The sequence below is a fragment of the Streptomyces sp. JK94 genome (genome assembly GCF_053613315.1).
Genome location: NZ_JBSICH010000040.1, coordinates 43386 through 67170, shown reverse-complemented (window position 1 = coordinate 67170; position 23785 = coordinate 43386). Strand labels below are relative to the sequence as shown.

General features: G+C 67.7%; 13 protein-coding genes and 1 pseudogene. 9 read left to right on the top strand and 5 right to left on the bottom strand.

Annotated features, from left to right (window positions below; all coding sequences use genetic code 11):
* The first annotated feature begins 861 nt into the window (after positions 1 to 861).
* From ACVV2G_RS29100 to ACVV2G_RS29090, 3 genes are all read left to right on the top strand, one after another.
* Complete coding sequence (locus ACVV2G_RS29100; protein ID WP_453845762.1) at positions 862 to 4506, top strand: laminin G domain-containing protein; 3645 nt, start codon at positions 862 to 864, stop codon at positions 4504 to 4506.
* Between the two features lie 130 nt (positions 4507 to 4636).
* Complete coding sequence (locus ACVV2G_RS29095; protein WP_453845761.1) at positions 4637 to 11584, top strand: polymorphic toxin-type HINT domain-containing protein; 6948 nt, start codon at positions 4637 to 4639, stop codon at positions 11582 to 11584.
* A 6-nt stretch (positions 11585 to 11590) separates the two neighbouring features.
* Positions 11591 to 12073, top strand: a complete 483-nt coding sequence (locus tag ACVV2G_RS29090; RefSeq protein ID WP_453845760.1) for a hypothetical protein — start codon at positions 11591 to 11593, stop codon at positions 12071 to 12073.
* Between the two features lie 118 nt (positions 12074 to 12191).
* On the opposite strand, the gene ACVV2G_RS29085 is transcribed toward ACVV2G_RS29090, so the two are convergent.
* The 3 genes and pseudogenes from ACVV2G_RS29085 to ACVV2G_RS29075 all read right to left on the bottom strand — a co-directional run bounded on the left by ACVV2G_RS29085 (position 12192) and on the right by ACVV2G_RS29075 (position 13536).
* Positions 12192 to 12530 (bottom strand): hypothetical protein, encoded by a 339-nt coding sequence (locus ACVV2G_RS29085; RefSeq protein WP_453845759.1) that lies wholly within the window; start codon positions 12528 to 12530, stop codon positions 12192 to 12194.
* A gap of 410 nt (positions 12531 to 12940) precedes the next feature.
* A pseudogene (locus tag ACVV2G_RS29080) lies at positions 12941 to 13015 on the bottom strand (integrase); the annotation flags it as partial.
* Between the two features lie 50 nt (positions 13016 to 13065).
* Positions 13066 to 13536, bottom strand: coding sequence for a hypothetical protein (locus ACVV2G_RS29075; RefSeq protein WP_453845758.1), 471 nt, complete (start codon positions 13534 to 13536; stop codon positions 13066 to 13068).
* 303 nt (positions 13537 to 13839) lie between these two features.
* On the opposite strand from ACVV2G_RS29075, the gene ACVV2G_RS29070 reads away from it, so the two are divergent.
* From ACVV2G_RS29070 to ACVV2G_RS29045, 6 genes are all read left to right on the top strand, one after another.
* Positions 13840 to 14622: a hypothetical protein gene (locus ACVV2G_RS29070; RefSeq protein ID WP_453845757.1), complete on the top strand. Its 783-nt coding sequence runs from the start codon at positions 13840 to 13842 to the stop codon at positions 14620 to 14622.
* Entirely contained in the window at positions 14592 to 14828 is a 237-nt protein-coding gene (locus ACVV2G_RS29065; RefSeq protein WP_453845756.1) for a site-specific integrase, read from the top strand. The genes ACVV2G_RS29070 and ACVV2G_RS29065 overlap by 31 nt, the downstream gene beginning before the upstream one ends.
* A gap of 240 nt (positions 14829 to 15068) precedes the next feature.
* Positions 15069 to 18191 carry a Tn3 family transposase gene (locus ACVV2G_RS29060; protein ID WP_453845755.1) on the top strand — a complete coding sequence of 1041 codons (3123 nt, stop codon included), beginning with the start codon at positions 15069 to 15071 and terminating at the stop codon, positions 18189 to 18191.
* A gap of 137 nt (positions 18192 to 18328) precedes the next feature.
* Entirely contained in the window at positions 18329 to 19063 is a 735-nt protein-coding gene (locus ACVV2G_RS29055; RefSeq protein WP_453845754.1) for a MerR family transcriptional regulator, read from the top strand.
* Positions 19060 to 19899: a hypothetical protein gene (locus ACVV2G_RS29050; protein ID WP_453845753.1), complete on the top strand. Its 840-nt coding sequence runs from the start codon at positions 19060 to 19062 to the stop codon at positions 19897 to 19899. Before ACVV2G_RS29055 ends, ACVV2G_RS29050 begins: the two co-directional genes overlap by 4 nt.
* Positions 19900 to 20276: 377 nt before the next feature.
* The gene (locus tag ACVV2G_RS29045; protein ID WP_327286462.1) at positions 20277 to 21287 is read left to right on the top strand and encodes a recombinase family protein; all 1011 of its coding nucleotides are present in this window, start codon (positions 20277 to 20279) and stop codon (positions 21285 to 21287) included.
* A 15-nt stretch (positions 21288 to 21302) separates the two neighbouring features.
* Here the strand turns inward: ACVV2G_RS29045 and ACVV2G_RS29040 are convergent, their stop codons facing one another.
* Positions 21303 to 21854, bottom strand: a complete 552-nt coding sequence (locus ACVV2G_RS29040) for a DinB family protein (RefSeq protein WP_453845752.1) — start codon at positions 21852 to 21854, stop codon at positions 21303 to 21305.
* Positions 21855 to 22282: 428 nt separating this feature from the next.
* Positions 22283 to 23665, bottom strand: coding sequence for an erythromycin esterase family protein (locus ACVV2G_RS29035; RefSeq protein WP_453845751.1), 1383 nt, complete (start codon positions 23663 to 23665; stop codon positions 22283 to 22285).
* Positions 23666 to 23785: the final 120 nt, after the last annotated feature.

Genomic DNA, 23785 nt, shown 5'->3' with positions numbered 1-23785 from the left:
CGCTCGAGTGCAACGGTGACGGAGCAGGACTGGAGCGGCGAAGTGGCTTCCTGGGCGAAGGGCTGGAATATCTCCCCCCCACCCGGCCGCACAGCGCTCCGGATTCCAGCCTGCACCCGCCTTCGCCTTGATGACCGCTCTGGAGAAAGCTCAGCACGGCAGTGCAGCCCACCGCCACCGCCCGGGAACATGCCCAACGCCATGAAGCCGAACAGCAGACCCCAGAGCCCGACCAGCCGCTCGTCGAAGCACCAACACGGCCCACGCCACCGTCTTCGCCGACGCGTCCAGACGCCACGTAGTTGTTCGGCGGAACAGTATCGGCGGCTCCTGAGCACCCGCCGGTGCCGCTGTGCCCCCTCCTGCCGCCTCCGGTACCCCTCCCTCGCGTCCGTCCCGTGGGCCGTCGGTTCAGCTGGCGACGCCTGTTGCCGCGCCGCCGGTGGCGCTGACTGTCGCAGTCGGGATCTTGGCGGTCGGGATGGTGGTCGCCGGTTCACCAATGGGCCGGCAGCCGGTTGACGAACGACGGCGCCCCTACGGCGCTTGTTCGATCAGTAACCGCGTTGATCTTGGTGTATCTGCATGGATGTGGAGATGTGATCTTCTTCCGTACAACCCTGAGTAAACGTCGGGTTCCTCACATGGCCTTCCGGAACTTGGCGTGTTGATGTCCGTTTCCTGCCCGTTGACCTGGCGTTCTGCTAAGGCGTTAGTTACCCCTGGCTACTTTGTGAATCTTGTGGGTGGGGTGTGGCGGGGATGTGGACCCGATTGCGGGGCGGGCGGGAAGTGCTGCCCGAGTTGAAGGGCCGTGCGGGAAAGGCTCGTGGAAGACGTGGTCTCAGCACCGCCGCGGGTATGACCGCGGCGGTGTGCGCGGCGGTGATCGCGACGCTTGTACCCGGTCCAGTGGTGCACGCGGCCGGCGATGAACCCGCCGCCCCGCCGCTGTCGGAGGGGCAGAAGGCCCTCGAGGCGGCCCAGGAGTCCGGTCAGCGGGTGGAGGTGACCGGGGAGCGCACGGCGCGGACGACGGTGTTCGCCAACCCGGACGGTTCCACGTTCACGCTCGAGGAATCGGCGGTGCCGGTTCGTGTTCCGGCGTCCGGCGGTGGCTGGAAGGCGCCGGATCCGACGCTGGAGAAGCGAGCGGACGGCACCGTCGCCCCGAAGGGGGCCGCCGTACAGATGTCGTTCTCCGGCGGTGGTGACGCCGGCCCGCTGGCGCGGATCGAGGACGAGGGCCGGTCCCTGGCCCTGGACTGGCCGGGAACGCTTCCTGCCCCGCGCCTGGACGGCTCCAGCGCGGTCTACCCGGACGTGCTCCCGGACGTTGACCTGCAGGTCATCGCCACCTCGGAAAGCTTCAAGTACCTCCTCGCGGTGAGGACCCCGGAGGCGGCGGCGAGCGAGGAACTGGAAAAGCTGACCTTCGCCCTGGATACGGAGAACCTGACAGTCACCAAGGGCGCGGCGGGCAACCTTGCCGCGGTGGACGGCAACGGCACCACGGTGTTCAGGTCCCCGCCGGCCCGGATGTGGGACTCCGCGGGCCAGAACAACACCGCCGGCACTCAGCCGCAGCTGGTCACTGTGCAAGCTGCTGACAGCCCAGCGGCTGCTCAGCCTCTTCCGTCAGACCCGGCGGAGAGCGCGCCCTCCGGCTCCGGCCGGGAACCGGGACAGGGCGACACGGTGGCCCGCCTGGACGTCGAGGTTGACGAGGACTCCTTGTCGGTCATCCCGGACACCGGCATGCTGACCTCCACCGACGAGGCGGACTTTCCGGTCTTCATCGACCCTCCGGTGAGTTGGGACGAGTCGGAACGAACCCTGTTGCGCAGCGACGGCTACGAGTCGTACGGCTGGGGCAACGGCAGCGACGGGATGGGCAAGGGCGCGGGCAAGTGCGGTTCCTGGGCCGGCTACTACTGCGGCCCCGGCTATGTGCAGAAGCTGTACTTCGAGTTCTCCCCGGCCCAGCTGAAGGGGAAGAAGGTCCTCGACGCCACCTTCCGGGTCACGGAGCCGTGGGCGTTCCAATGCGATCCGCGCTGGGTGGACCTGGTCCGCACCAACAACATCTCGTCCTCCACCACCTGGTCGTCGCGGCCGAAGGAACTGGACTGGATGGGGGACCGGTGGGTGTCGGCCGGCCGCGGCTCGCTGTGTGACCCGGACTCGCCGGACGCGCCGATCGAGTTCAACGACAACCCCGAGGAAACGAACGAGAACCTCACCTCGACCGTGCGGGATTTCGCCGCGGGCAGGTTCTCCCGGCTGACTCTGGAGATCCGGGCGCACGACGAGTCGGACACCTCGGCGTGGAAGCGGTTCAAGAACGACGCCGTGCTCGCCGTCGACTTCGTCGGACTGCCGGGCAAGCCCACCGGTGTGGGCCTGCAAGGAGGTGGGACCAGCACCGCCCCGGTCTGTGAAGAGACCGAGAGCGACCCGGCGATCGTGTCGGACCCCACGCCCCTGCTGAAGGCCACCGCGCAGACGGAGTCGGGCGGGGAGGACGACGCCCAGCTGCGGGTCTACTTCGACGTCGATGTGCAGAACGCCGACAGGACCTGGACGGACGTCAGCCCGGGCAACGGCTCGCTGAGCCCTTCCACCGGCTACGTCGGCGACGGGCGGGCCCTGTCACTGACCTGGTCGAAACTGGCTGACGGCAAGCTCTACCGGTACCACGCGTGGACCTGGTCGTACTACGGGTCCAATCACTTGAGCAGCGCCGCCTCCAAGGGCTACTGCTACTTCCGCGTCGACTCCATGCCGCCGAAGGCCCCACAGGTCACCATCGCCAGCCCGTACACCGCGTGCACCAGCAGCGCCTGCGTGGCCGGCGGCGGGCCGGGAACGGAGGCGTCTCTCACGTTCAAGCCCGCCACGGGCGATGCGAACACCGCTTACCAGTACAAGCTGTCCTCCAGTGCCGCATGGTCGGCCGAGCTGAAGGGCGCGACAGCCACGGCGAAGGTCACACCCTCCCGCGGAGGGCTGTATCGCGTGTACGTGCGGGCCAAGGACAGCCTCGGCTGGGGCGAGCAGTCCGTGACCGACTTCCTCGTGGACTCCGGCGAGGATCCGGTCGGCCGGTACCACTTCAAGGAAACATCCGGGACGGCGGTCGACTCCGCCACCGTCGACGGCCGCGACGATGCGACCCTCCACGGGGAGGCCGCGCGCGACGACCGCGGCCGCCGCGGTCTCATCACCCACGACGACCAGGACAACGCGTTCGAGTCCCCGGTCACGGACAAGGGTCTGGCCTTGAACGGAACCACCGACTACGCCGCCACCAGCACTTCGGTGGTGGACACACGCGCCTCCTACACGGTCTCCGCCTGGGTCATGCTCAAGCCCGGCGAGGCGCGCAACCAGACCGTCCTGGGTCAGGACGGTGGCTTCTACAGCGGCTTCTACCTCACCTACCGGGAGGCGGACGAGACGTGGACGCTGAGCACGTCACCCATGGACGCCACCGATGGCAACATCAGCGCGCAGAAGGTGACGGCCAAGCAACCGGCCGCACGGGGTGTGTGGACGCATCTTGCGGCCGTGCACGACGCCTCGAAGAAGCAGATCAGCCTCTATGTGAACGGCCGCCTGCAGGGCAGTGACTCGGTGTCCGCGGCATGGGCGGCAGAGGGACCGCTGCAGATCGGCCGAGTGCTGTGGCGTGACGTCTACACCGACTACTTCGCCGGCTCCATCGACGAGGTCACCGTCTGGCAGCAGGCGCTGACCGACGATTTGGTCGCCGACGAGGCCCGGCTGATGAACTCGCCAGACCGCGCGGCGGTGGAACTGGTCGCCGACTGGTCGGCCGAACGCGGCAGCGGGACCAGCGTCCCGGACACCACCTCGGGCTACGGCCGGTCGCTGGCCCTGACGGGGGGCGCGGCCCTGGACGGCGATGCGATCGTGTTCGACGGTACGGACGACGCGGCCGCGACCTCGGGACCGGTCGTCGACGACACGGGATCGTTCACGGTCACCACCCTGGCGGCCCTCGACTCGACCAGGCTGGCTGCCAAGCCTGTCGGCTACACCGGTCAGGTCCTGGGCCAGCGTGCCGCTGACGGCTCGGCTTGGGGCATCTGGTTCGAGCGGGGCAAGGACAAGACCGCCTGGGATCCAGAAGAGATGGTGGAGAAGACCGTGCCGACGGGCTACTGGCGCTTCGGCCGACTGAACGCCGACGGCACGTTCAGCGCGGTTTCCTCCACCGAGGAAGCGGTGATGGACGGCATGGTCCGCCTGACCGGTGTCTTCGACGCCCCCGCGGGAACCATCAGCCTCTATCTGAGCCGCACCGCAAACGGGGACCCGCAGGCCTTCACGGCGAAGGCCGGCTCGGGCGACTTCACCCTCGGCAAGGGCTTCTCCAAGGACGCCTGGCAGCACTTCCTGCCCGCCAGCGTGGCCGAGGCACGCGTCTGGGCCGGGGCGATGGCCGGCCCTGAGCAGGTCGGCGAAACCGTGGGCGACTGACGAGGCGTCCGGTGGGGCCAGCCGCCGACGCGGCTGGCCCCACCGGACGAAGAGGCGGCAGACCCAGTGGCGGGCTGCGATCGGCGTGCGGAACTTCTTCAAGAATCAGGAACTGGGTGGGGCGAGAACCATGGTCTTTGGCATAGGCACCTCAAGGCGACGCGAGGAGGGGGGAGGGCGCAGAGCCGGCCGGCTGCTGGCACAGTCGCTCGCTCTGGCGCTCGTCGTGCCCACCGGCCTGGCGCAGGTGGCGCAGGCCGTTGAGAAGGACGGTCTGGGGAGACCCGATGTCCCCAAGACACAGGCGACCAAGGTCAAGGCGTTCGACGGGCCCGGCGCGAAGAAGGCACGCGCCAAGGTCGCCACGGAGCGCAAGGCCAATGCCGCACAGGCCAAGCAGGCGACCGGGGACCAGAAAGCCGCCTGGCCCAAGAGCGGTGCCGCAACCCTCGCCCTCCAGCCCGGCACACAGCGCGCCGCGGCGCCGGCCGGTCTCCCCGTCACACTGGAACCGGAGACCGTCGCCAAGCAACGCTCCTCGGCGGCCACTACGACGGCGGCCGGCGAAGCGCAGATCACCGTCCTGGACCAGAAGGCAGCCCGCAAGGCCGGCGTCACCGGCATTCTCCTGACGGCGGCGGCGCAGAACTCCGGTACGGCCAACCTGAGCGTCGACTACTCCACGTTCGCCTCGGCCATCGGCGGAGGCTGGTCTCAGCGCCTGCGGATCACACAGCTGCCGGCCTGCGCGCTGACAACGCCGCACAAGGCGGAATGCCGCGAGCAGACACCGCTGCCGTCGGACAACGACCTCAAAAACCAGACCGTCTCAGCGAAAGTCCCCCTCACCCAGGCCGCAGAAAACGGCACGTCCACCCAGCTCCTGAATGCTAGGAGCGCTGCTTCCAGCGCGACGGTACTTGCGGTCACCGCCGCTTCCGCTGGTTCGGGCCAGTCACCCAAGGGCGCGGGCGACTACTCGGCGACGAAGCTGTCCGAGTCCGCGTCCTGGCAGGCCGGCGGCAGCTCCGGCTCCTTCACCTGGTCCCACGACTTCACCATGCCGCCCGCCGCGGCAGGCCCCGTTCCGCCCCTGTCCCTGTCCTACGACTCGGGCAGCGTCGACGGCCGCACCGCCACCACCAACAACCAGACCACGACGGTGGGCGAGGGCTTCGCCCTCACCGAGTCCTACATCACCCGCACCTACGGCTCCTGCGACGAGGACGGACACGACGACGTCTTCGACCAGTGCTGGAAGTACGACAACGCGAGCCTGGTCCTCAACGGCAAGTCGACCCGCCTGGTCAAGGACGACGACAGCGGCAAGTGGCACCTCGCCGATGACGACGCTTCCACCGTGACCCGCTCCACCGGCGCGGACAACGGCGACGACAACGGTGAGTACTGGACCGTCATCACCGGCGAGGGCACCAAATACGTCTTCGGCAAGAACAAGCTCGACGGCGCCGGCACCCAGCGCACCAACTCCACCTGGACCGCCCCGGTCTTCGGTGACGACTCCGGCGAACCCGGCTACAGCGCCGGCGATGCCTTCGCCGACCGCGCCCTGACCCAGGCCTGGCGCTGGAACCTCGACTACATCGAAGACACCCGCGGCAACGCGTCCACGTACTGGTACACCAAGGAATCGAACTACTACAAGAAGAACAAGGCCACCAAGGCCAGCACCTCCTACACCCGCGGCGGCTACCTCAACCGCATCGAGTACGGACTGCGCCAGGGCGCCCTGTTCACCGACAAGGCCGACGCCAAGGTCACCTTCACCTACGCCGAACGCTGCACCGCATCCGACTGCGACAGCCTGACCAAGGACACCGCGGAGAACTGGCCCGACGTGCCGTTCGACGCGATCTGCTCCAAGGACGACGACGAGTGCAACGCCGCCGGCACCTCCTTCTTCACGCGCAAGCGCCTGACCGGCATCAACACCTTCTCCTACAACGCCACCGGCACCGCCTACGACCCGGTGGACTCCTGGAGTCTGACCGAGGAGTACCTGGACGGCGGTGACATCGGCGACAGCTCCGACCAGGTACTCACCCTCAAGTCGCTCAAGCGGACCGCGAAGGCCGGCGACACCAGCATCACGGTCGACCCGATCTCGTTCACGTACCAGCTGCGGCCCAACCGGGTCGACGCCACCGACGACATCCTGCCCCTGACCCGCCCCCGTCTCTCCACCGTCACCTCCGAGACCGGCGCGATCACCGAGGCGACGCTTTCCTCGCCGGAGTGCAAGCGCAGCGAGGTCCTGGACGCGGCACCGGACACCAACACCCGCTCCTGCTACCCGCAGTACTGGCACATCAACGGCGCCGAGAACGCGGCGATCGACTGGTTCCACAAGTACCGCGTCACCGCCGTCAGCGTCCACGACCCGGCCGCCGCCAACCCCGCCGTCGAGCACGCCTACTCCTACAGCGGCGCCGCCTGGCACCACAACGACGACCCGTTCACCCCGAAGGACGAGCGGACCTGGTCGGACTGGCGCGGCTACCGCCAGGTCACCGCCTACACCGGCGCGGTCGGCGGCACCCGCTCCAAGACCGTTTCGCTGTACCTGCAGGGCATGCACGGCGACAAGAAGAAGGACGGCACCACCAAGTCCGTCACAGTCCCACCGCTGCTCGACACGGACGTCGACTTCTCCGCTCCGTACGACAGCGACCGCTGGAAGGGAAGCCTGCGCCAACAGGTCACCTACAACGGCAGCCAGCCCATCAGCAGCGTCTTCAAGAACTACACGTACAAGAACACCGCCGGCCAGACGGTGCCGGACGCCGCCGACCACACCGCCCTGTGGGTCCGCAACTCCTCCACCTACACCAGCACCTACCTCACCGGCTCCAAGACCTGGCGCACCCACACCACCGGCCAGAAGTACGACGACCTCGGCATGGTGTACGCCGCCGACGACTGGGGCCAGGCCGGCCTGGGCGGCGACGAAACCTGCACCCGCACCTGGTACGCCCGCAACGCGGACGCCGGCATCACCAGCCTGGTCTCCCGGACCCGCACCGTCGCCAAGACGTGCTCGGTGACCGACGCCGGCCTGAACCTGCCCGCCACCAGTGCCACCTCCGGTGACGTCCTCGCCGACACCGCGGCCGTCTACGACAAGGCCGACGCCACGACCTGGCTGGCCACCCAGAAGCCCACCAAGGGACAGGCCACCTGGATCGGCCGCGCCACCGGCTACACGGCCACCGCCGGCAGCGACGGGCAGCGGATGCCGTCCGGCTGGCAGACCACGGCCACCACCACGTATGACATCCTGGGCCGCCCGCTGGCCGTCACCGACACGGCAGGGCGCACCACCTCCACCGCCTACACCCCCGCCGACTCCGGCCCGCTGACCCGAACTCTCTCGACCGACCCCAAGGGCTACCGCTCGGTCAGCTTCCTCGAACCCCGCCGCGGCCTGGAATACCGCAGCTACGACATCAACTCCAAGAAGACCGAGCAGACGTACGACGCGCTGGGCCGCCTCACCGCGGTATGGCTCCCCAGCAGGGACCCGGCCAACCAGACCCCCAACGCCAAGTTCGCCTACCACGTCGAGAACACCAAGCCGTCCTGGGTGTCGGCGTCGACGCTGACCAACGGCGAGACCTACAACACGAGCTACACGCTCTACGACTCGCTGCTGCGGCAACTGCAGACCCAGTCGCCGACCCCTGATGGGGGGCGGCTGCTGACCGACACCCGGTACGACACCCGCGGCCTCGCCTACGAGACCTACGCGGACATCTTCGACAGCACCAGTACACCCAACGGCACCTACACCCGCGCCGAGTACGGCCGCGCGCCCCAGCAGACGGAGACCGTCTTCGACGGAGCAGGCCGGCCCACCACCAGCACGATGTACGTCAACGGCGTCAAGAAGTGGGCCACCACCACCGGCTACACCGGCGACTCCACAGCCACCACCGCCCTCGACGGCGGCTCCGCACAGCGCACCATCACCGACATCCGCGGCCGCACGACCGAAACCCGCTCCTACGCCGGCGCGAGCCCCGCTGACGCCGACTTCGGCACCGGACCCGGAGCCGCCTTCACCTCCACCAAGTTCGCCTACGCCCTCGACGGCCGGCAGGAGACCATCACGGGCCCCGACGGTGCCACCTGGTCCTACGGCTACGACCTGTTCGGCCGCCAGATCAGCGCCGACGACCCCGACAAGGGCAAGGCCAGCACCCAGTACAACGCCCTCGACCAGGTCATCAAGACCACCGATTCCCGCGGCAAGTCGATTCTGAGCGCCTACGACGAGCTGGGCCGCCCCACCGGGACCTGGGCAGGCTCGAAGACCGACGCGAACCAGCTCACCGGCTACACCTACGACACCCTCCTCAAGGGCCGGCCCACCGACTCCACCCGCTACGTCGGCGGCAAGAACGGCGCCGCCTACACGCAGGCCGTCACCGCCCACGACACCATGGGCCGCCCCACCCGCACCGAACTGCGGCTGCCGGCCAGTGACCCGTTCGTCAAGGCGGGCCAACCCGCGACGCTCAAGTACGAGACGGACTACAACATCCCGGGCGCGGTGCAACGGACCAGGGAGCCCGCGCTCGGGGGCCTGCCCGACGAGGACACCGCGTACAAGTACGACGACCTGGGCAACCTGACCTCGATCGGCAGCTACCTCACCGACATCGACTACTCAGCGCTGGCCCAGCCGCAAACGCTGACCCTGGGCACCGGCGACAGCAGCCTCTTCATCGCCAATGAATTCGAGACCGGCACAGGCCGCCTGACCCACAGCTACGTCCAGGACGAGATTCACTCCTACCGGCCGCAAGACCTTGCCTACACCTACGACCAGACCGGCAACGTCACTCAGATCCGCGACAGCACGACCCTCGGCGGCACCAGCAGCGCCGACACCCAGTGCTTCACCTACGACGCCCACCAGCGCCTGACCGAAGCCTGGACCCCCACCTCCCAGAAGTGCACCGACACCCCCAGCGCTACCTCACTGTCGGGTCCGGCCCCCTACTGGACCAGCTACACCTACAACACCGCAGGCCAGCGCACCACCGAAACCCAGCACACCAGCAGCGCGACCACCAAAACCACCTACTGCTACACCAACAAGAACCAGCCCCACACCCTGACCGGCACCACCACCAAGACCGACTGCACCAGCCCCGAACGCACCTACACCTACGACACCACCGGCAACACCACCCAGCGCCCCGGCGTCGCCGCCGACACCACCCAGAGCCTGACCTGGTCGGAAGAGGGCAAGCTCACCCGTCTCACCGAGGACGACCAGTCCACCGACTACCTGTACGGCGCCGACGGAACCCTCCTCATCCGCACCACGGAGAACGGCGAACGCGTCCTCTACGCCGGCGCCACGGAACTCCACCTCCGCGCCGACGGCACCACCTGGGCCCAGCGCTACTACGCGGCAGGCGACATCACCGCCGCCATGCGCTCCAACCAGACCGGCACCACCAAGGTCACCTATCTCGTCAGCGACCACCACGGCACCTCCCACCTGGCCGTCAACCGAGACAGCGCCCTGACTTTCACCAAGCGCTACACCACCCCCTTCGGCGCGGACCGCGGCAAGCCCCAGTACGGCCCCTGGCCCGACGACAAGGGATTCCTCGGCAAAACCCGCGATACCACCACCGGCCTCACCCACATCGGGGCTCGCGAATATGACCCCGCTCTTGGCCAATTCACCAGCGTCGACCCGCTGCTGGAAACTGACAAGCCACAGACCCTGAACGGCTACAGCTACGCAGCACAGAACCCTCTCACCTTCTCCGATCCCAGCGGAATGGGCCTCGCGTGCGGGAAGGGTTTCGATATCCCCTGTCCTACACGTCCTGACGGCTCGCCAGGTAACGGGCGGCCCAACGAGGCTGCTACTGGATCCGGAAAAAGCGGCGGAGGCACAGCCGCAGTCAGCAGCTCTGACAATGAGACGGTCAGCAGTCCGGGCCTGATCACCGATTGCAGCTATGTCGTGAAGACTTGCTTCACCACGAAGGGTGAAGACCCCTACTGGGACGACCGTGTCGTGTGGAGCTGGCTATCCCCGGCGCTTGAAGGGCCGTCGGCCCTCGCAGAGGTCGCGCTTGCTGCGTGCGGTTGGATCCCAGTGATCGGAGTGGGCTGCGACGCTTACGACACAGCGCGTTCCCTACATGAAGGTGATGGAGCGGGTATCACCGCATCTATCATTGGGTTTCTTCCGTTCGGCGACCTCGCGAAAATAAATAAGCAGACAGACAGAGTCGCTGATGCGCTGAAATCAGGTTGCAAATGCTTCCTGGCCGGCACTGACGTTCTCATGGCGGACAGAGAGACGAAGAACATTGAGGATGTCGAAGTCGGCGACAAGGTTTTGGCCACTGACCCCGAAAGCGGCGAAACCGGGACTCGAGAAGTAACCCACCTGATCGTCACCGAGAGCGACAAGCACTTCAACGAGCTGTCCATCGTCACCGAAGACGGCGTGGAGGAACTCACTGCGACCCATGAGCACCCCTTCTGGTCACCTTCCCGCGAAGCTTGGGTTGCGGCCAAGGACCTGGCCCTGGGGATGACTCTGCTGACCGATGACGGCGACCACGTCATCGTCTCAGGTAATCGCGCATACACGAAGCCAGCCCGAACGTACAACCTCACCGTCGATGACCTCCACACGTACTATGTGCTGGCGGGCGAGACTCCAGTGCTCGTTCACAACAGCAACTGTGATGTCTCGGATCTGGCGTCGAAGATCGATGTTGAGAACATTTCGATGACCAAGACCGTCGAAAATCACACCTGGGATATTGCTGGTACTCGGGACGTCGATGCCCCGAACTTCGGTAAGGCGGCACGTCCTTACATGAACGGCAATAACGGGATGCTCCTTCGGGAGATCATGGGGGGATCTGCGCCCAGGATGGATTCCCGTGGCGCTCCTGGGGTTGTCGAGTGGAGAACGCCCGGAGCGATGAACGGAAGCAACGGGATCTGGGAGCTCAACATCGACGCGAATTCCAACAGAATCGTCCACTTCCTCTTCAAGAGCACAAAAGGCTAGCCCGAAATGAAATTTTCCATTCAAGACGGATCTCCTCTTGAGGGTGTCCTCACCTACGACGAGTCCGAGTACGGATTCTCCTTCAGTGCGCAGAGCGGGGAGTCGTTGAGCGAGAGGCTCGGCTCGGAAGGGGTTGCGAGTGTGCTGATCTGCACGCTCCAACTTGAGGTCGATATTGAGTCCCGGGAAGTTCTGTTCGCCTGGGGATACTTCCCGAACGTTCGGGGTGTGGTGGCCGAGTTGACTGCTCCACAGTTCAAGCCCGGGCGGGTATTCATCTCGTCAGACCACTCTTTCGAGCCTGGGGTTTCTTTCGAGGTTCCTGGAGACAGGTGGCGGGTTTCGTATGATCCTTCCTCCGGGTGGGTCGCCATTCGTCTGAACGATGCCGCCGATGCTAAGTTCGTTCAAATTGCTAGCGGAATTGTCTTGGGCGTCGACAACGGTGATCTGGTGTCGGTCTGGCTTAATCCGGTTTTTGCGGAGTGACAGGCGCTGAGGCTTACGGGTAAGAAGAAGATCCGTTAGCGTCGGCGAAAATGAGGCCCCGCCAGGTGCGCCCTGGCGGGGCTTCTGCATGCGGTGACGGCAGTAGTTGACGGCAACGTCAGCGGACGGTGGCTCCGCACAGCGGCGGGTCGTCGCCGTCGTCGCGGGTCGACTCGTCATTGGCAGGGCCGTCAAGGGCGGTGCTGAGAGTGTCGATGGCGTCGCGCTGGAGGTGGAGCCGGACGTGGGCGTAGACGGTGGCGGTGACGCCGATGTGGGCGTGGCCGAGAAGTTCCTTGATGACGAAGAGTTCGACGCCCTGTTCAAGAAGGGCGTCCCGCTTGCGCGGGCCGCCGCGCGCTCCGGCCCTGCGGGGCCGCCGCCTGCTCCTGTCTGCCGCCCCGCTGGCGACGCCCCCGCCGGTCCGGGCGCGCAACAGCCAGCAAGAGCGAACCACCCTGGGGCGCTGCCCCAGACCCCGGCCCTCCCTTCAAGGGCAGGGACGATCGACATCGCCCCGGAAAGGCTGGAATCCCTGGAGCGCATCGATCGAGATCCTGTCGTTCGCAGAGCTCTCGCGCGGATGTTCTCTCTCGCGTCGGGCGGGATTTCGATGATCTCGAAGGCATAACATTCTGGGCTTGATGGTCGAATTGGCAAAGCCATCGTTTGGACTCGGTGGGGCCACTGATGAAGTGACCTGAGCTGCCCCAGCGGCGGCTCCGAGTGTTCGTGATGTCGAATACTCGGAGCCGCCGCGCGTCCGATATCAATCGGTATGTCGCCACCTGACGGCAGTAGTTGACGGCAACGGCGGCGAACGCCAGGTGTCCGCCGCCGTTGCCGTACGGTATGTCGGGGGTGGTCGAGGGCGCGTCCGAGGGAGTCGATGGCGTCTCGCTGGAGGCGGAGTCGGACGTGGGCGTAGACACCGGCGGTGACGCGTCGTCCCAGCTGGGTGGCACAGCGAGGGCGCACGGCGCCTCCTCGCTTCAAGGGGCGGGTGACTCAGGTGACGTGGAGGCCCCTCGGCCGGTGGCCAGGGCGGCGATGGCGGAACGGAAGACGGGCACGTTCTCCCTGGCCATCTCATAGGCGATGTTCTTGTGCCAGCTCGGGTTGTCCGGGTCGTACACCGGAGTGATGGGCGCGCTGACGCCCTCGGGCCACCAGCCCTCGCGCACGCCGCGCGGGATGGCGCGGACCAGGGCGACGGTCGGACCGTTGAGTTTCCCGACGGCGGCGCGCAGTCGGTCCGCGTCGACGTAGCCGTCGCCGTCGACGATGACCATCTCGGCGAACCTTCGAGCGCCGGCGGGCAGCGAGCGTAGGTAGCGCGTGGCGCGCTCGACGGTCCAGTTGGTGTCGACGGCCGCAACAGTCAGCTCCGCGTGATGCGCTGCGGCGAGCGCGACGAGCTTCTCGGTGAAATTCTTGTCCGCGCCCTCGATCGTGATCTTCATACGGCCTTCCGTCAGATTCTTACCCGGTTCTCCAGGTTCTTCATGGAGAGGGTATGGGGTCGTCTGCCCCTGGGCCCATGCAGACTCCGGAGAACCTGGCCAGAATTCTCCACGGGGACCAAATGCTCTGTCTGATGACAGGCTGCTTCTGACATCGGATAACCTCTCCTTATCCGACGTCAGAAGCAATCGGAGGAGGGCCCGTTGGTTACCGCCACCGAACCCCCGGCAGAAGGGCCCGGCGCGGCCCCGGTTCCGGCAGAGCGGTCCCCCCTCGTAGTCCAGTGGGCGGAACGCCACGGCGTGGGGGTTGCCCAACGCCTCGCGGACGCGGAGGACTTCGCGGACGAGGTGCAGCGGCGACTGCGGCCGGCCAATACGACGGACACGTACGCGAAGGCGTGGAAGGTCTGGACGCGGTTCTGCGCGGCGCAGGGATTCCCCGAACTGGAGGCCACACGCGGCGCCTTGGTGGCGTTCGTCGTGTGGCTGCTGGACCGGGGCCAAGTGAACGGCAAGGGCTACGCCACGTCGTCGGCGAGCACGATACTCGCCGGGGCCGTCGTGGAGCTGCGCCGCCGTGGCGCGAAGGTGGGCCGGGACGACCAGGCGCAGGCGAGGGCGACACTGGAGGCGGCAGCCGTACAGCTGCTCAAGGCGGGGGAGCGGCGCGGACGGGGCCAGGCCGCCGCGGCCGAAGTCCCCGACCTGTACCGGATGGCGAGGGCCTGTCCCGACACCCTCGCCGGGGCCCGGGACAAGGCGCTCGTCCTGACCGGCTTCCACTACGCCTCGCGTGCTCAGGACCCCGCCGGTCTCCTCGCCGGGGACGTCGCCCTGACGCCGCGCGGCCTGGTCGTGTCGGTGCTCACCGGTAAGACCAAGCACAGCGTCCGAGACGCGAAGATCAACTATCAGCAGGACCCGGAGTCTGTCCGGTGGAGGCGTGGAAGGCGTACCGGGCCCGCCTCGCCACCGAGGCTGAGCCGCGCTGGTCACAGCCCGACGCGCCCGCGTTCGTCGGCGTCGACCGGCACGGCAACGTCACCGGCGGCATGGTCCCCGACTCCGTCACCCGGGCCGTGAAGCGGATCAGCACCCGTGCCGGGGTCACGCTCGCCTGGACCGGCCACTCCCTCCGCATCGGCCTGGCCACGACCGCCCGCAAGCGCGGCAAGGACGCCGTGGCCATCGCCGACCAGGGCGGATGGGCCCGGCACTCCCGCTCCATGAACGGCTACTTCCAGCGGGTCGACGGCTGGGAGGACAACGCAACGGCCGGCCTCACCTGACCAGTGGGCGGCGACCAGAAGGCCGCCCACTGACGAGACCAGGACCATGCTCCGCAAGCCCAAGAGGAGCACGGCGCAGCGTGGTCCGGCCTCGGGACTGGTGGGCTCCGGCCTTGGGGAACATCGGTACAGCCGTTGGCGCTGAGAACGATCAGGTCGGCTAGCACAGCGATCGTGCCCAGAACGGGGGTTCGCCGAAAGATCGTCGATCACGGGTGGGGCCTGGCTACGGTCCGCGTCATGCCGGTGGAGTTCTTAACTGATGATCAGGCCGAGGCGTACGGGAAGTTCGCTGAGGAGCCGACGAGACCTGAGCTGGAGCGGTTCTTCTTCCTGGACGATGTCGACCGGGATCTGATCGCGCTGCGGCGTACGAAGTATCACCAGCTGGGCTTCGCCCTCCAGATGTGCACGGTCCGCTACGTGGGGCTGTTCCTGGAGGACCCCCTGGCGGTGCCGTGGCCGGTAGTCGAGCACCTGGCCGCGCAACTCGGTGTCGAGGACCCGTCGTGCGTGAAGCGGTACACCGAGAGGCTGAAGATGGCGTACGAGCACGCGTGGGAGATCCGGGACGCCTACGGCTACCACCCGTACGACGATCCGGAGTGGGGTCGGAAGTTCCGTACGTTCCTGCACGGCCGGGCGTGGACGCACGCGGAGGGGCCGGTAGCGCTGTTCAACCAGGCGGTGGGCTGGCTACGGCGGAACAGGGTGCTGCTGCCGGGTGTCTCGGTGCTGGCCCGGCAGGTGTCGGAGGTTCGCACGAGCGCGGAGAAGCGGCTGCACGCCACCGTGGCCAGGGCGGCTCACCGCGCGGACCCGGCGCTGCCGGCGGACCTGGTGGCCACGCTGGTGACGCCGGAGGGCGGCCGGTACTCGGAGTTGGAGCGGCTGCGCCGGCCTCCGACGCGGACGACGGGCACGGCGTTCGCACGGTCGCTGGAGCGGGTCGATGAGATCGGCGCGTTCCAGCTGGGGCGGTTGAAGCTGTCGCAGATCCCGCCGAACCGGCTCGCGTCGCTGGCCCGGTACGGGCTGGGGTCAAAGGCCGCGAGCCTGGAGCGGGCCGCGGAGCCCAAGCGCACGGCGATGCTCACTGCGGTGATGCGCCACCTTGAGGCCAAGGCGATCGATGAGGCGCTGGACCTGTTCTCGGTGCTGATGGCGACGAGGCTGATCAGCACGGCGAAGCGGGCCACCGACAAAGAACGGCTCTCGACGCTGCCGCAGCTGGAGAAGGCGTCGCGGACCCTGGCGCGGGCGGCGAAGGTGCTGTTCGAGGAACTGGAGCTGGTCGAGGCACACGGCACGGATCTGGACGCGGCGGCACTGTGGCGGGCGTTGGAGGAGGTCGCGCCCCGGGCCGTGGTGATGAGTGCGGCCGCGTTGGCGGTTTCGCTCGTGCCGGAGGACGAGGACTCGGCGGCCGTCGCGATGCGGGCGGCGTTGGCCACCCGGTACAACACGGTGCGGCCGTTCCTGTCGCTGCTGGGCGAGTCGAAGGCTCTGGACGCGGCGACCGGTGGGAAGCGGGTGCTGGCCGGGGTGAAGCGGCTGCCCGCTCTGGCGCGGCGGCGGGTGAAGGAGAAGCCGCTGCTGCCGCGCGAGGTCGATGACAAGCTGGTGCCGGCTGCGTGGCGCAAGGTGGTGTACGCCAACGCCGAGCTGCCGCCGGGGTCCGTGGACCGGGACGCATACGTGGTGTGTGTGCTGGAGCAGCTGTACCGCGCGCTTCAGCGCCGGGACGTGTTCGCCTCTCCCTCGCACCGCTGGTCCGACCCGCGCGCCCGGCTGCTGGACGGCACGGAGTGGGAGGCCGTGCGGGAGGACGTCCTGGCCGGGCTGAGTCTGGACATGCCGGTCGAGGAGCGTCTGGCCGCGCTGGTGACGGCGCTGGATGCGGCGTGGAAGCAGATGGCGGAGCGGCTGGAGACGGCCGGGCAGGACACGAAGGTCATCATCGAGGTCCCGCCGGGCGGCCGGGCGAAGCTGAACGTGTCCAAGCTCGGTGCCCTGGGCGAACCGAAGTCCCTGACGTGGCTGCGGGGGCGGGTGGAGAAGATGCTTCCGAAGATCGACCTGCCGGAGCTTTTGTTCAAGGTGCACGGCTGGACCGGGTTCCTGGATGCCTTCGTGCACCTGGGCGACGGCACAACCCGCATGAAGGACCTGACCACCTCCCTGGTGGCCCTCCTGGTATCGGAGGCGTGCAACATCGGCATGACACCGGTCATCAACCCCGCACATGAGGCGCTTCACCGTTCCCGGCTGGTGCACGTCGACCAGTTCTACCTGCGGGCCGACACCATCGCCGCGGCGAACGCCGCACTGATCGAGGCGCAAGGTCAGGTGCCGATCGTGCGGTATTGGGGAGACGGGCTGTTGGCCTCGGTCGACGGACTGCGGTTCGTCGTCCCCGTCCGCACTATCAACGCCGCCCCGTCGCCGAAGTACTTCGGGTTCAAGCGCGGCATCACCTGGCTCAACGCCGTCAACGACCAGGTCGCGGGCATCGGGCAGATGGTGGTGCCGGGCACCCCTCGCGACTCCCTGCACATCCTGGACGCCCTGCTGAACCTCGACGGCGGGGTGAAGCCGGAGATGGTTGCCACCGACAACGCTTCGTACAGCGACATCGTGTTCGGCATCTTCCGCATCCTGGGCTACAACTTCAGCCCCCGGTTCAAGGACCTGGACGACCAACGATTCTGGCGCGCGTCCCTTCCCGGAGTAGAGACAGGCACGTACGGGCCGCTGGAGCCGCTGGCCCGCAACCGGGTCAACCTGAACAAGGTGATCACTCACTGGCCGGACATGCTCCGGGTCGCCGGTTCTCTGGTCACCAACCAGGTTCGCGCCTACGACCTGCTGCGGATGTTCGGACGCGAAGGCCACCCGACCCCGCTGGGGCAGGCATTCGCCGAGTACGGCCGGATCGCCAAGACCGAGCACCTGCTCCGCGTCGTCGACCCGGTCGACGACACCTACCGCCGCCAGATGAACCGCCAGCTCACCGTGCAGGAGTCCCGGCACAAGCTGGCCCGCGACGTGTGCCACGGCAAGCGCGGCACCATCCATCAGGCGTACCGGGACGGGATGGAGGACCAGCTCGGCTCACTGGGCCTGGTCCTCAACGCCGTGGTGCTCTGGACCACCCGGTACATCGACGCCGCCGTCGCCCGGCTCCGCGCCGAGGGCCACGAGGTCCGGGACGAGGACATCGCCCGCCTCTCCCCGCTCAAGCACCGCAACCTCAACGTCCTGGGCCGCTACAGCTTCACCGCCTCCACCCCGGCTGGCGGCGTCCTACGCCCGCTTCGCGACCCGGACACAGTGGAACTCGACGAGGACGACGAGGGGTAGCGGGAGTGGACCCTGGCCAGATACTTGCGCTGGCGAGGACATACCACTCCGGTGTGTAGACGCGCTTGAATCGTTTTGCGCCCGACGATACTTTCAGCGCTTGACCTTGACGCAACGGCAGGGTTTCTACTGGCGGCATGCGAATCGGAGAGATCGCCGCGCTCGTGGGGCTCACCACCCGGGCGATCCGGCACTACCACCATGTCGGGCTGCTTCCGGAACCGGAGCGGCGCCCCAATGGCTACCGGGCCTACAGCGTCCGCGACGCCGTCCTGCTCGCCAGGGTGCGCAGGCTCACCGAACTCGGCCTCAGCCTCGATGAAGTGCGCGATGTCCTCGCCAACGATGCCGGGCGCGAACTGATCGAGATATTGGAAGAACTCGACGCCGACCTGGCCCGCCAGGAAGCCGACATCAGGGAGCGCCGCTGTCGGCTCGGCGCCCTGCTCGCCGAGCCGCCCGGCGCGACCGGGCCCGTCTCACCCGCCCTCGCCGCACTGCTGGCACAGGCCCCCCGAACAGACTCGCCAAGCGCGGCCAAGGATCGCGAGTACCTCGCGCTGCTGGACGCCACCAGCACCGGTAACCAAGAGATGCTCGGGCTGCTCGGGACGCTGGTCGCCGATCCCGCGGTTGTCGAACTGTATGAGCGCCTCGACGCTCTCGCCGAAGCCCCCACCGACGATCCGCGGATCGCACCCCTGGCAGCTGACCTGATGGCAGCCGTCCCCGCGGAGTTGTTCGCTGCAATCCCCGAGGACGGGGCGGTCGTGACCGGGTTCAAGGAGGCGCTGCTCGCCGAGTACACCCCCGCGCAAGCGGAAGTCGTGGGCCGGCTCATGGAGGCTTTCGTTGAAAGGGGCCGGGGATGAGCGGCCGGCCAAGGGGCGTACGGGCGGCGCGGGTCGCGGTCGCCGCCGTACTGCCGGGGGAACTGGCCCTGGCGGCCTGCCTGGTGGCTGGGGTCCGGCCGCCCGGTTGGGCGCTGGCGGGCGCCGAGGCGCTGGTGCTCGCGGTGCTGCTGTTGGAGGCATGGGTGCTGCGCTCGCTGTACGTCGCCGCGCGCGCCCGCGGCGCGGACCGCCGGGCGGCGCGGCGGTCCGCCGTGCAGGAGGCGGTGCCGGTGACGGTCCGCCGCCTGGTCCTCCACGAACTGCGCGCCCTCGCCTCCCTGGGGCGGTGGGTCCGGCGCGGCACGCACGGGGTGCGCCCCGGGGACCACGCTGCCGCGTACACCGGGCCCCAGACCGCGATGATGTACGGGCTGCTCTTCGTGATGGTCATCGAGACGGTGGTCCTGGCCTTGCTCATCCCTTGGCCGGTGGTCCACTGGGTGATCCTGGTACTCGACCTGTATGGCGTCGTCCTCGTGCTGGCCCTGCACGCCGCCTGCGTCACCCGACCGCACGTCGTGCGCCCCGACGGCTCTCTGCGGATCCGCTACGGAGCCCTCTTCGACCTCGCCGTACCGCCGGACGCGGTCGCCTCGGTCCGGGTCGACCGGCGCTACCCCGAAGGCAGCCTGATCACCCTCTCCGAGGACGGGGTCCTCGACCTCATCGTAGGCAGCCAGACCTCGGTGACCCTGGAGCTGAACCGGCCACTCCCTTTCACCCGCCCGCTCGGTGCAACGGAAGAGGCCCACACCATCCGCTTCCACGCAGACGACCCGCGCGCACTGGTCAGCGCACTCCGTCAGCCCGCCTGAGCACACAAATCGGTTCCGACCACACAGACAGAGCGGTAGACAACTTCGCCCTCTGTTAACCAATTCCGCGAAGCCGACGACTCCTGGCAGACCCTCCAGCCCAACGACACTCCCTGGCCACCATCACACTCACCATGCATGAGCAGCACTACGGCGACGTGCAGGAGGTCGGACGCCCGCGGCCTTCGCCGCGACGTGGCGTCCGGCAAGGCGCTCCGATCGGGCGCCCGCGTTCGACTGCTCGGCATTCTCATAAATGAACATCTGTGAGAGTTCTGCGAGAGCGCCGGAAGCGATCACGTTTCCGCAGGTCGCCACTCGCAAAAGCCCTCTCGAAACCCGCTTGTTGTGCGAGGCACTTCTGAGAGACTGCCGCCATGGATCTCACGCCCGATCAGGCCGCATTGGCGGTAGAACGTCACGACTGCCCGAACTGTGACGCGCCCGCCGGTAGCCCCTGCCGCACCCGGGGCGGGAAGACCGCCGCGAAGTACCACACCCCGCGCTTCGTCCTCGTTCCCGCGCTCCGCGAAGAACTGGAGATCCCCGTCCCCGCCGACCGGCACCCGGGCCGCGCGTGGAAGCAGGGCCCGGCGCTCGCCATCGTGCCCGCGCCCCGTACCGAGCGGCCGGTCCGGATCGGGTACGCAAGGACATCGACCGCCCGGCAGGAGCTGGCGAGCCAGCTCGAAGCTCTCCATCGGGCGGAGTGCCACAAAGTCTTCAAGGAGCAGATCAGCACCCGCATCAAGGTGCGGCCCGAGCTGGAGAAGGCGCTTGCCCTGGCCCGCCAGTTCAAAGAAGCCGCACCCGAGACGCCGGTCATCTTCACCGTCCACGAGCTCAAGCGCCTCGCGCGCAACGCCGCCGAGCTGATGACGCTGTCCGCCGAGCTTCAGGCCGGCGGCATCCAGCTCGAACTCCTCACAGGCCCGCTCACCGGCATCTACGACCCCAACGGCATGGGCGCCATGTTCTTCGCCGTGCTCGCCGTGGCCGGGCAGATCGAGCGCAACTACATCCGGGAAAAGACCCTCGAAGGTCAGGTCACCGCTGCGGCCAAGGGCAACCACGGCGGAAGGCCGAAGGTCATCGACGACGACATGCTTACCTTCGCCATCGCACTCAAGGAAAAGGGCGTCCCCGTCCCGGAGATCGCCAAGAAGCTGGTCATCAAGACCGGGAAGAACGCGGGCAAGAACCCCTCGGTCGCCTCGCTCTACCGAGCGTTGGCCGAAGCTGAGGAAGCCGCCGCGGACGACAGCCTGCCGGTGCGGCCCAAGCCCGTCCGCATCCGTCGGCCCGGGGACCCGCTCACTCCCGAGGAGATCGACCTCCGCGAACGCCTCCAGGCCCAGCCTCACCCGAACACGGAGATCCGCAGCTAGACCTCATGATCAATCTCAGCGCCAACGGCTGTACCGATGTTCCCCGAGGCCGTAGTAGTACCCCTTCGCCCCGTCGAGCAGCTCCCGCACGATGTCCGCGTGTCCTGCGTGCCGTCCGGTCTCCTCGATGAGGTGGATGAGCATCCAGCGGAGGTTGGCGTTGCCGGATCGGTAGTCGGGGTGTCGGCCGACGTCGTCCAGGGAGGCCGTGGCCACGATCTCGTTACTTCGGGCGCACTGGGCCTCGTACTGCGCGAGCAGCTGCTTCAGTGGGACGCCGTCGGTGCGCCAGCTGGCGTCCGCGTCTGTCTCGTCAAAGGACGGGTTCTGCGTCTTGTCGCCGCCGAGGAACAGCACCTCCAGCCAGGTGTGCTCGACCCACCGCATATGGCTGATGAGCCCGGCCATCGTCATCGCCGGCGAGGTTGGGATGACGGAACGGTGCGCGTCCGCCTCGCTCAGGCCATCGCACTTCCATCTCAGGATCTGCCGTTGGAGATCCAGCCAGCCGGTGAGCGCGGTGCGCTCGTCGGCCTGCAAGGGAGGACGTTCAAATGAAGGTGCCATGCCTGCGGACGTTAGGACGCCCGGGCCCCGACTGTCGTCTGGTTTTCAGCTGCACCCGGCAACTGGCTCCCCGCTCCACCGTCAAGCCGAAGACGACCCGCCTCGAACGAGTCACAAGATCCGCCGGACAGGACTAGCTGTGACCGGTGTGGTGATTGCCTCGGCGTGCACGGCTCGATGTCCGCGAGCCGCCGCGTTTGTGAGCATGGTGGCGACGCTCGGGACAGCCGGCCGGCGCCTCACCGTCATGTCGTCTAGAGGACCGTATTCGACCACTGAACTCCGGAGCCCGGCAGGGCCGGGGGACCGCGGCGGTGGCCGGTGCGCCGTTGCTCGTTCCCGCCCCGACCACGTTGTTGACATTGCGAGGTGGCGGCCTCACCACCGGTTCACGGGCACGGCCGGCCGGTTGTGCAGGCCCGGGACTTTCAGTCCCGGGTCGTTGACAGGAGATCCGCGGCCGTGACGCGATGGAGGTGTATCAGGACGTCGAACTGACGCCTGAGCGAGGTCTGGTATGGGTCCTCCGGCCAGGCGTTTCCGATGGAGCGGGTCAACCGCTTGCCCATCAGCCACTCTCGTGCCGGCTCGGGTACGGTCCGCAGATCGAGGTAGTAGTCCCGGCGCGAGACTCGCTCCAGCACCTCCTCACTGCTGCCCGCGCCCAGCGGCTTCACGGAGAAGCGGCGGTAGGGCTCATCCGGATCCGTCAGGTCCATCGCGTTGAACGAGCCCTGCCCGAAGGTGTAACCGATGTTCACGTACTCGGCCCCGACCCTCTCGCGTATGAACTCCCCCTGAGTCTTCGGATACTGCGCGGGGTTGTCGGACACGTACGAGATGTGGCCGTTGTGGGCCGACAACAGCATCCGGTGGCCGGTGTTCCGCTGCCACCACACCGTGTTCTCCGCCATGATCCGGTCGCGGTAGAGCATGGCCCGAGCGATCTTCTCCGGGTCGGAGAAGTCGTAGTACGCGTAGAGAGTGCCGGTCTGGGAGATGGCCCTGGCGTGCTGGAGGACCCACTCGTAGGCCCGCCGGTCCCCGTCAGGCCCCTGCCCCTGAAGCAGCTCGTAGGCATGCTGCACATCCGCGGCCGTCCGCTCGCGCTCCGCGATGGGCTTGGCCATGTTCTCGTTGACGGTCTCCTCAACGCTCCCCAGCGGCCGCAGGCCGCGGTAGAGGCGGCGGAACTGTGGCAGCAGCTCCGCGTGGTGCGCGGACACATAGTCCGTGACCGCGTCGAAGAGCTGAGGTCCCGCGTAGCCGTTGTCCTCGCCCATGAACTGCACGGGGTGGTCGGGGTGGCGCACGTTGTGGGCGCGCATCCACCTCAGCAGGTCGAGATACTCGCGGGTGTTCCATATCCGGTACGAGCTCTGGAACTCCTCTCGCATGAGCGTCTCCGGGTCGCCCTTCCCGTACAACACGTACTGGTTGAGGACCAGGCCGGTGGACCAGGGTGCCTCCAGCGCGAAAGTGGTGAAGCCTTGCTCCTCGACGAGGTACCGGAAGACGCGGTGCTTCATCGTGAAGAACTGCCGGGAGCTGTGTGTGGCCTCGCCCAGGCCGACGATCTTCGCCGAGTCGATCATGCGGCCGAGCGGGCGCAGATCCCTGTCGGAGGCGCCGGTCTCGGTGGAGCGCAGCGGCTCCGCGACGCGTGCCAGTTCGCGTACCGGACCGGTGGTGCTCATCGCTTCCGCTTGCGCCGGCCGACTGGCGACCGCCAGCGTGCCGGCCGTCAGCGTGAGCGCCAGCAGGAGCAGCAGTAGCCGATGCAATCGATGTGATCCGTGGAGTACAGGCATGGATCCAGGCTGCTGAGGGGAGGCAGGTTTGGGCAGCCTGCTACCTCCAGTTGTCTTCCTGAGGATAGCCACAGGCCCGCTGTGGAGCAGATGGTCCTGCGGGGACTGTCGCCTGCCTGC

Coding starts and splice junctions, on each gene's coding strand:
- ACVV2G_RS29100 (WP_453845762.1), top strand. CDS start 862: ATGACCGCGGCGGTGTGCGCGGCGGTGATCGCGACGCTTGTACCCGGT.
- ACVV2G_RS29095 (WP_453845761.1), top strand. CDS start 4,637: ATGGTCTTTGGCATAGGCACCTCAAGGCGACGCGAGGAGGGGGGAGGG.
- ACVV2G_RS29090 (WP_453845760.1), top strand. CDS start 11,591: ATGAAATTTTCCATTCAAGACGGATCTCCTCTTGAGGGTGTCCTCACC.
- ACVV2G_RS29075 (WP_453845758.1), bottom strand. CDS start 13,536: ATGAAGATCACGATCGAGGGCGCGGACAAGAATTTCACCGAGAAGCTC.
- ACVV2G_RS29065 (WP_453845756.1), top strand. CDS start 14,592: ATGGTCCCCGACTCCGTCACCCGGGCCGTGAAGCGGATCAGCACCCGT.
- ACVV2G_RS29060 (WP_453845755.1), top strand. CDS start 15,069: ATGCCGGTGGAGTTCTTAACTGATGATCAGGCCGAGGCGTACGGGAAG.
- ACVV2G_RS29055 (WP_453845754.1), top strand. CDS start 18,329: ATGCGAATCGGAGAGATCGCCGCGCTCGTGGGGCTCACCACCCGGGCG.
- ACVV2G_RS29050 (WP_453845753.1), top strand. CDS start 19,060: ATGAGCGGCCGGCCAAGGGGCGTACGGGCGGCGCGGGTCGCGGTCGCC.
- ACVV2G_RS29045 (WP_327286462.1), top strand. CDS start 20,277: ATGGATCTCACGCCCGATCAGGCCGCATTGGCGGTAGAACGTCACGAC.
- ACVV2G_RS29040 (WP_453845752.1), bottom strand. CDS start 21,854: ATGGCACCTTCATTTGAACGTCCTCCCTTGCAGGCCGACGAGCGCACC.
- ACVV2G_RS29035 (WP_453845751.1), bottom strand. CDS start 23,665: ATGCCTGTACTCCACGGATCACATCGATTGCATCGGCTACTGCTGCTC.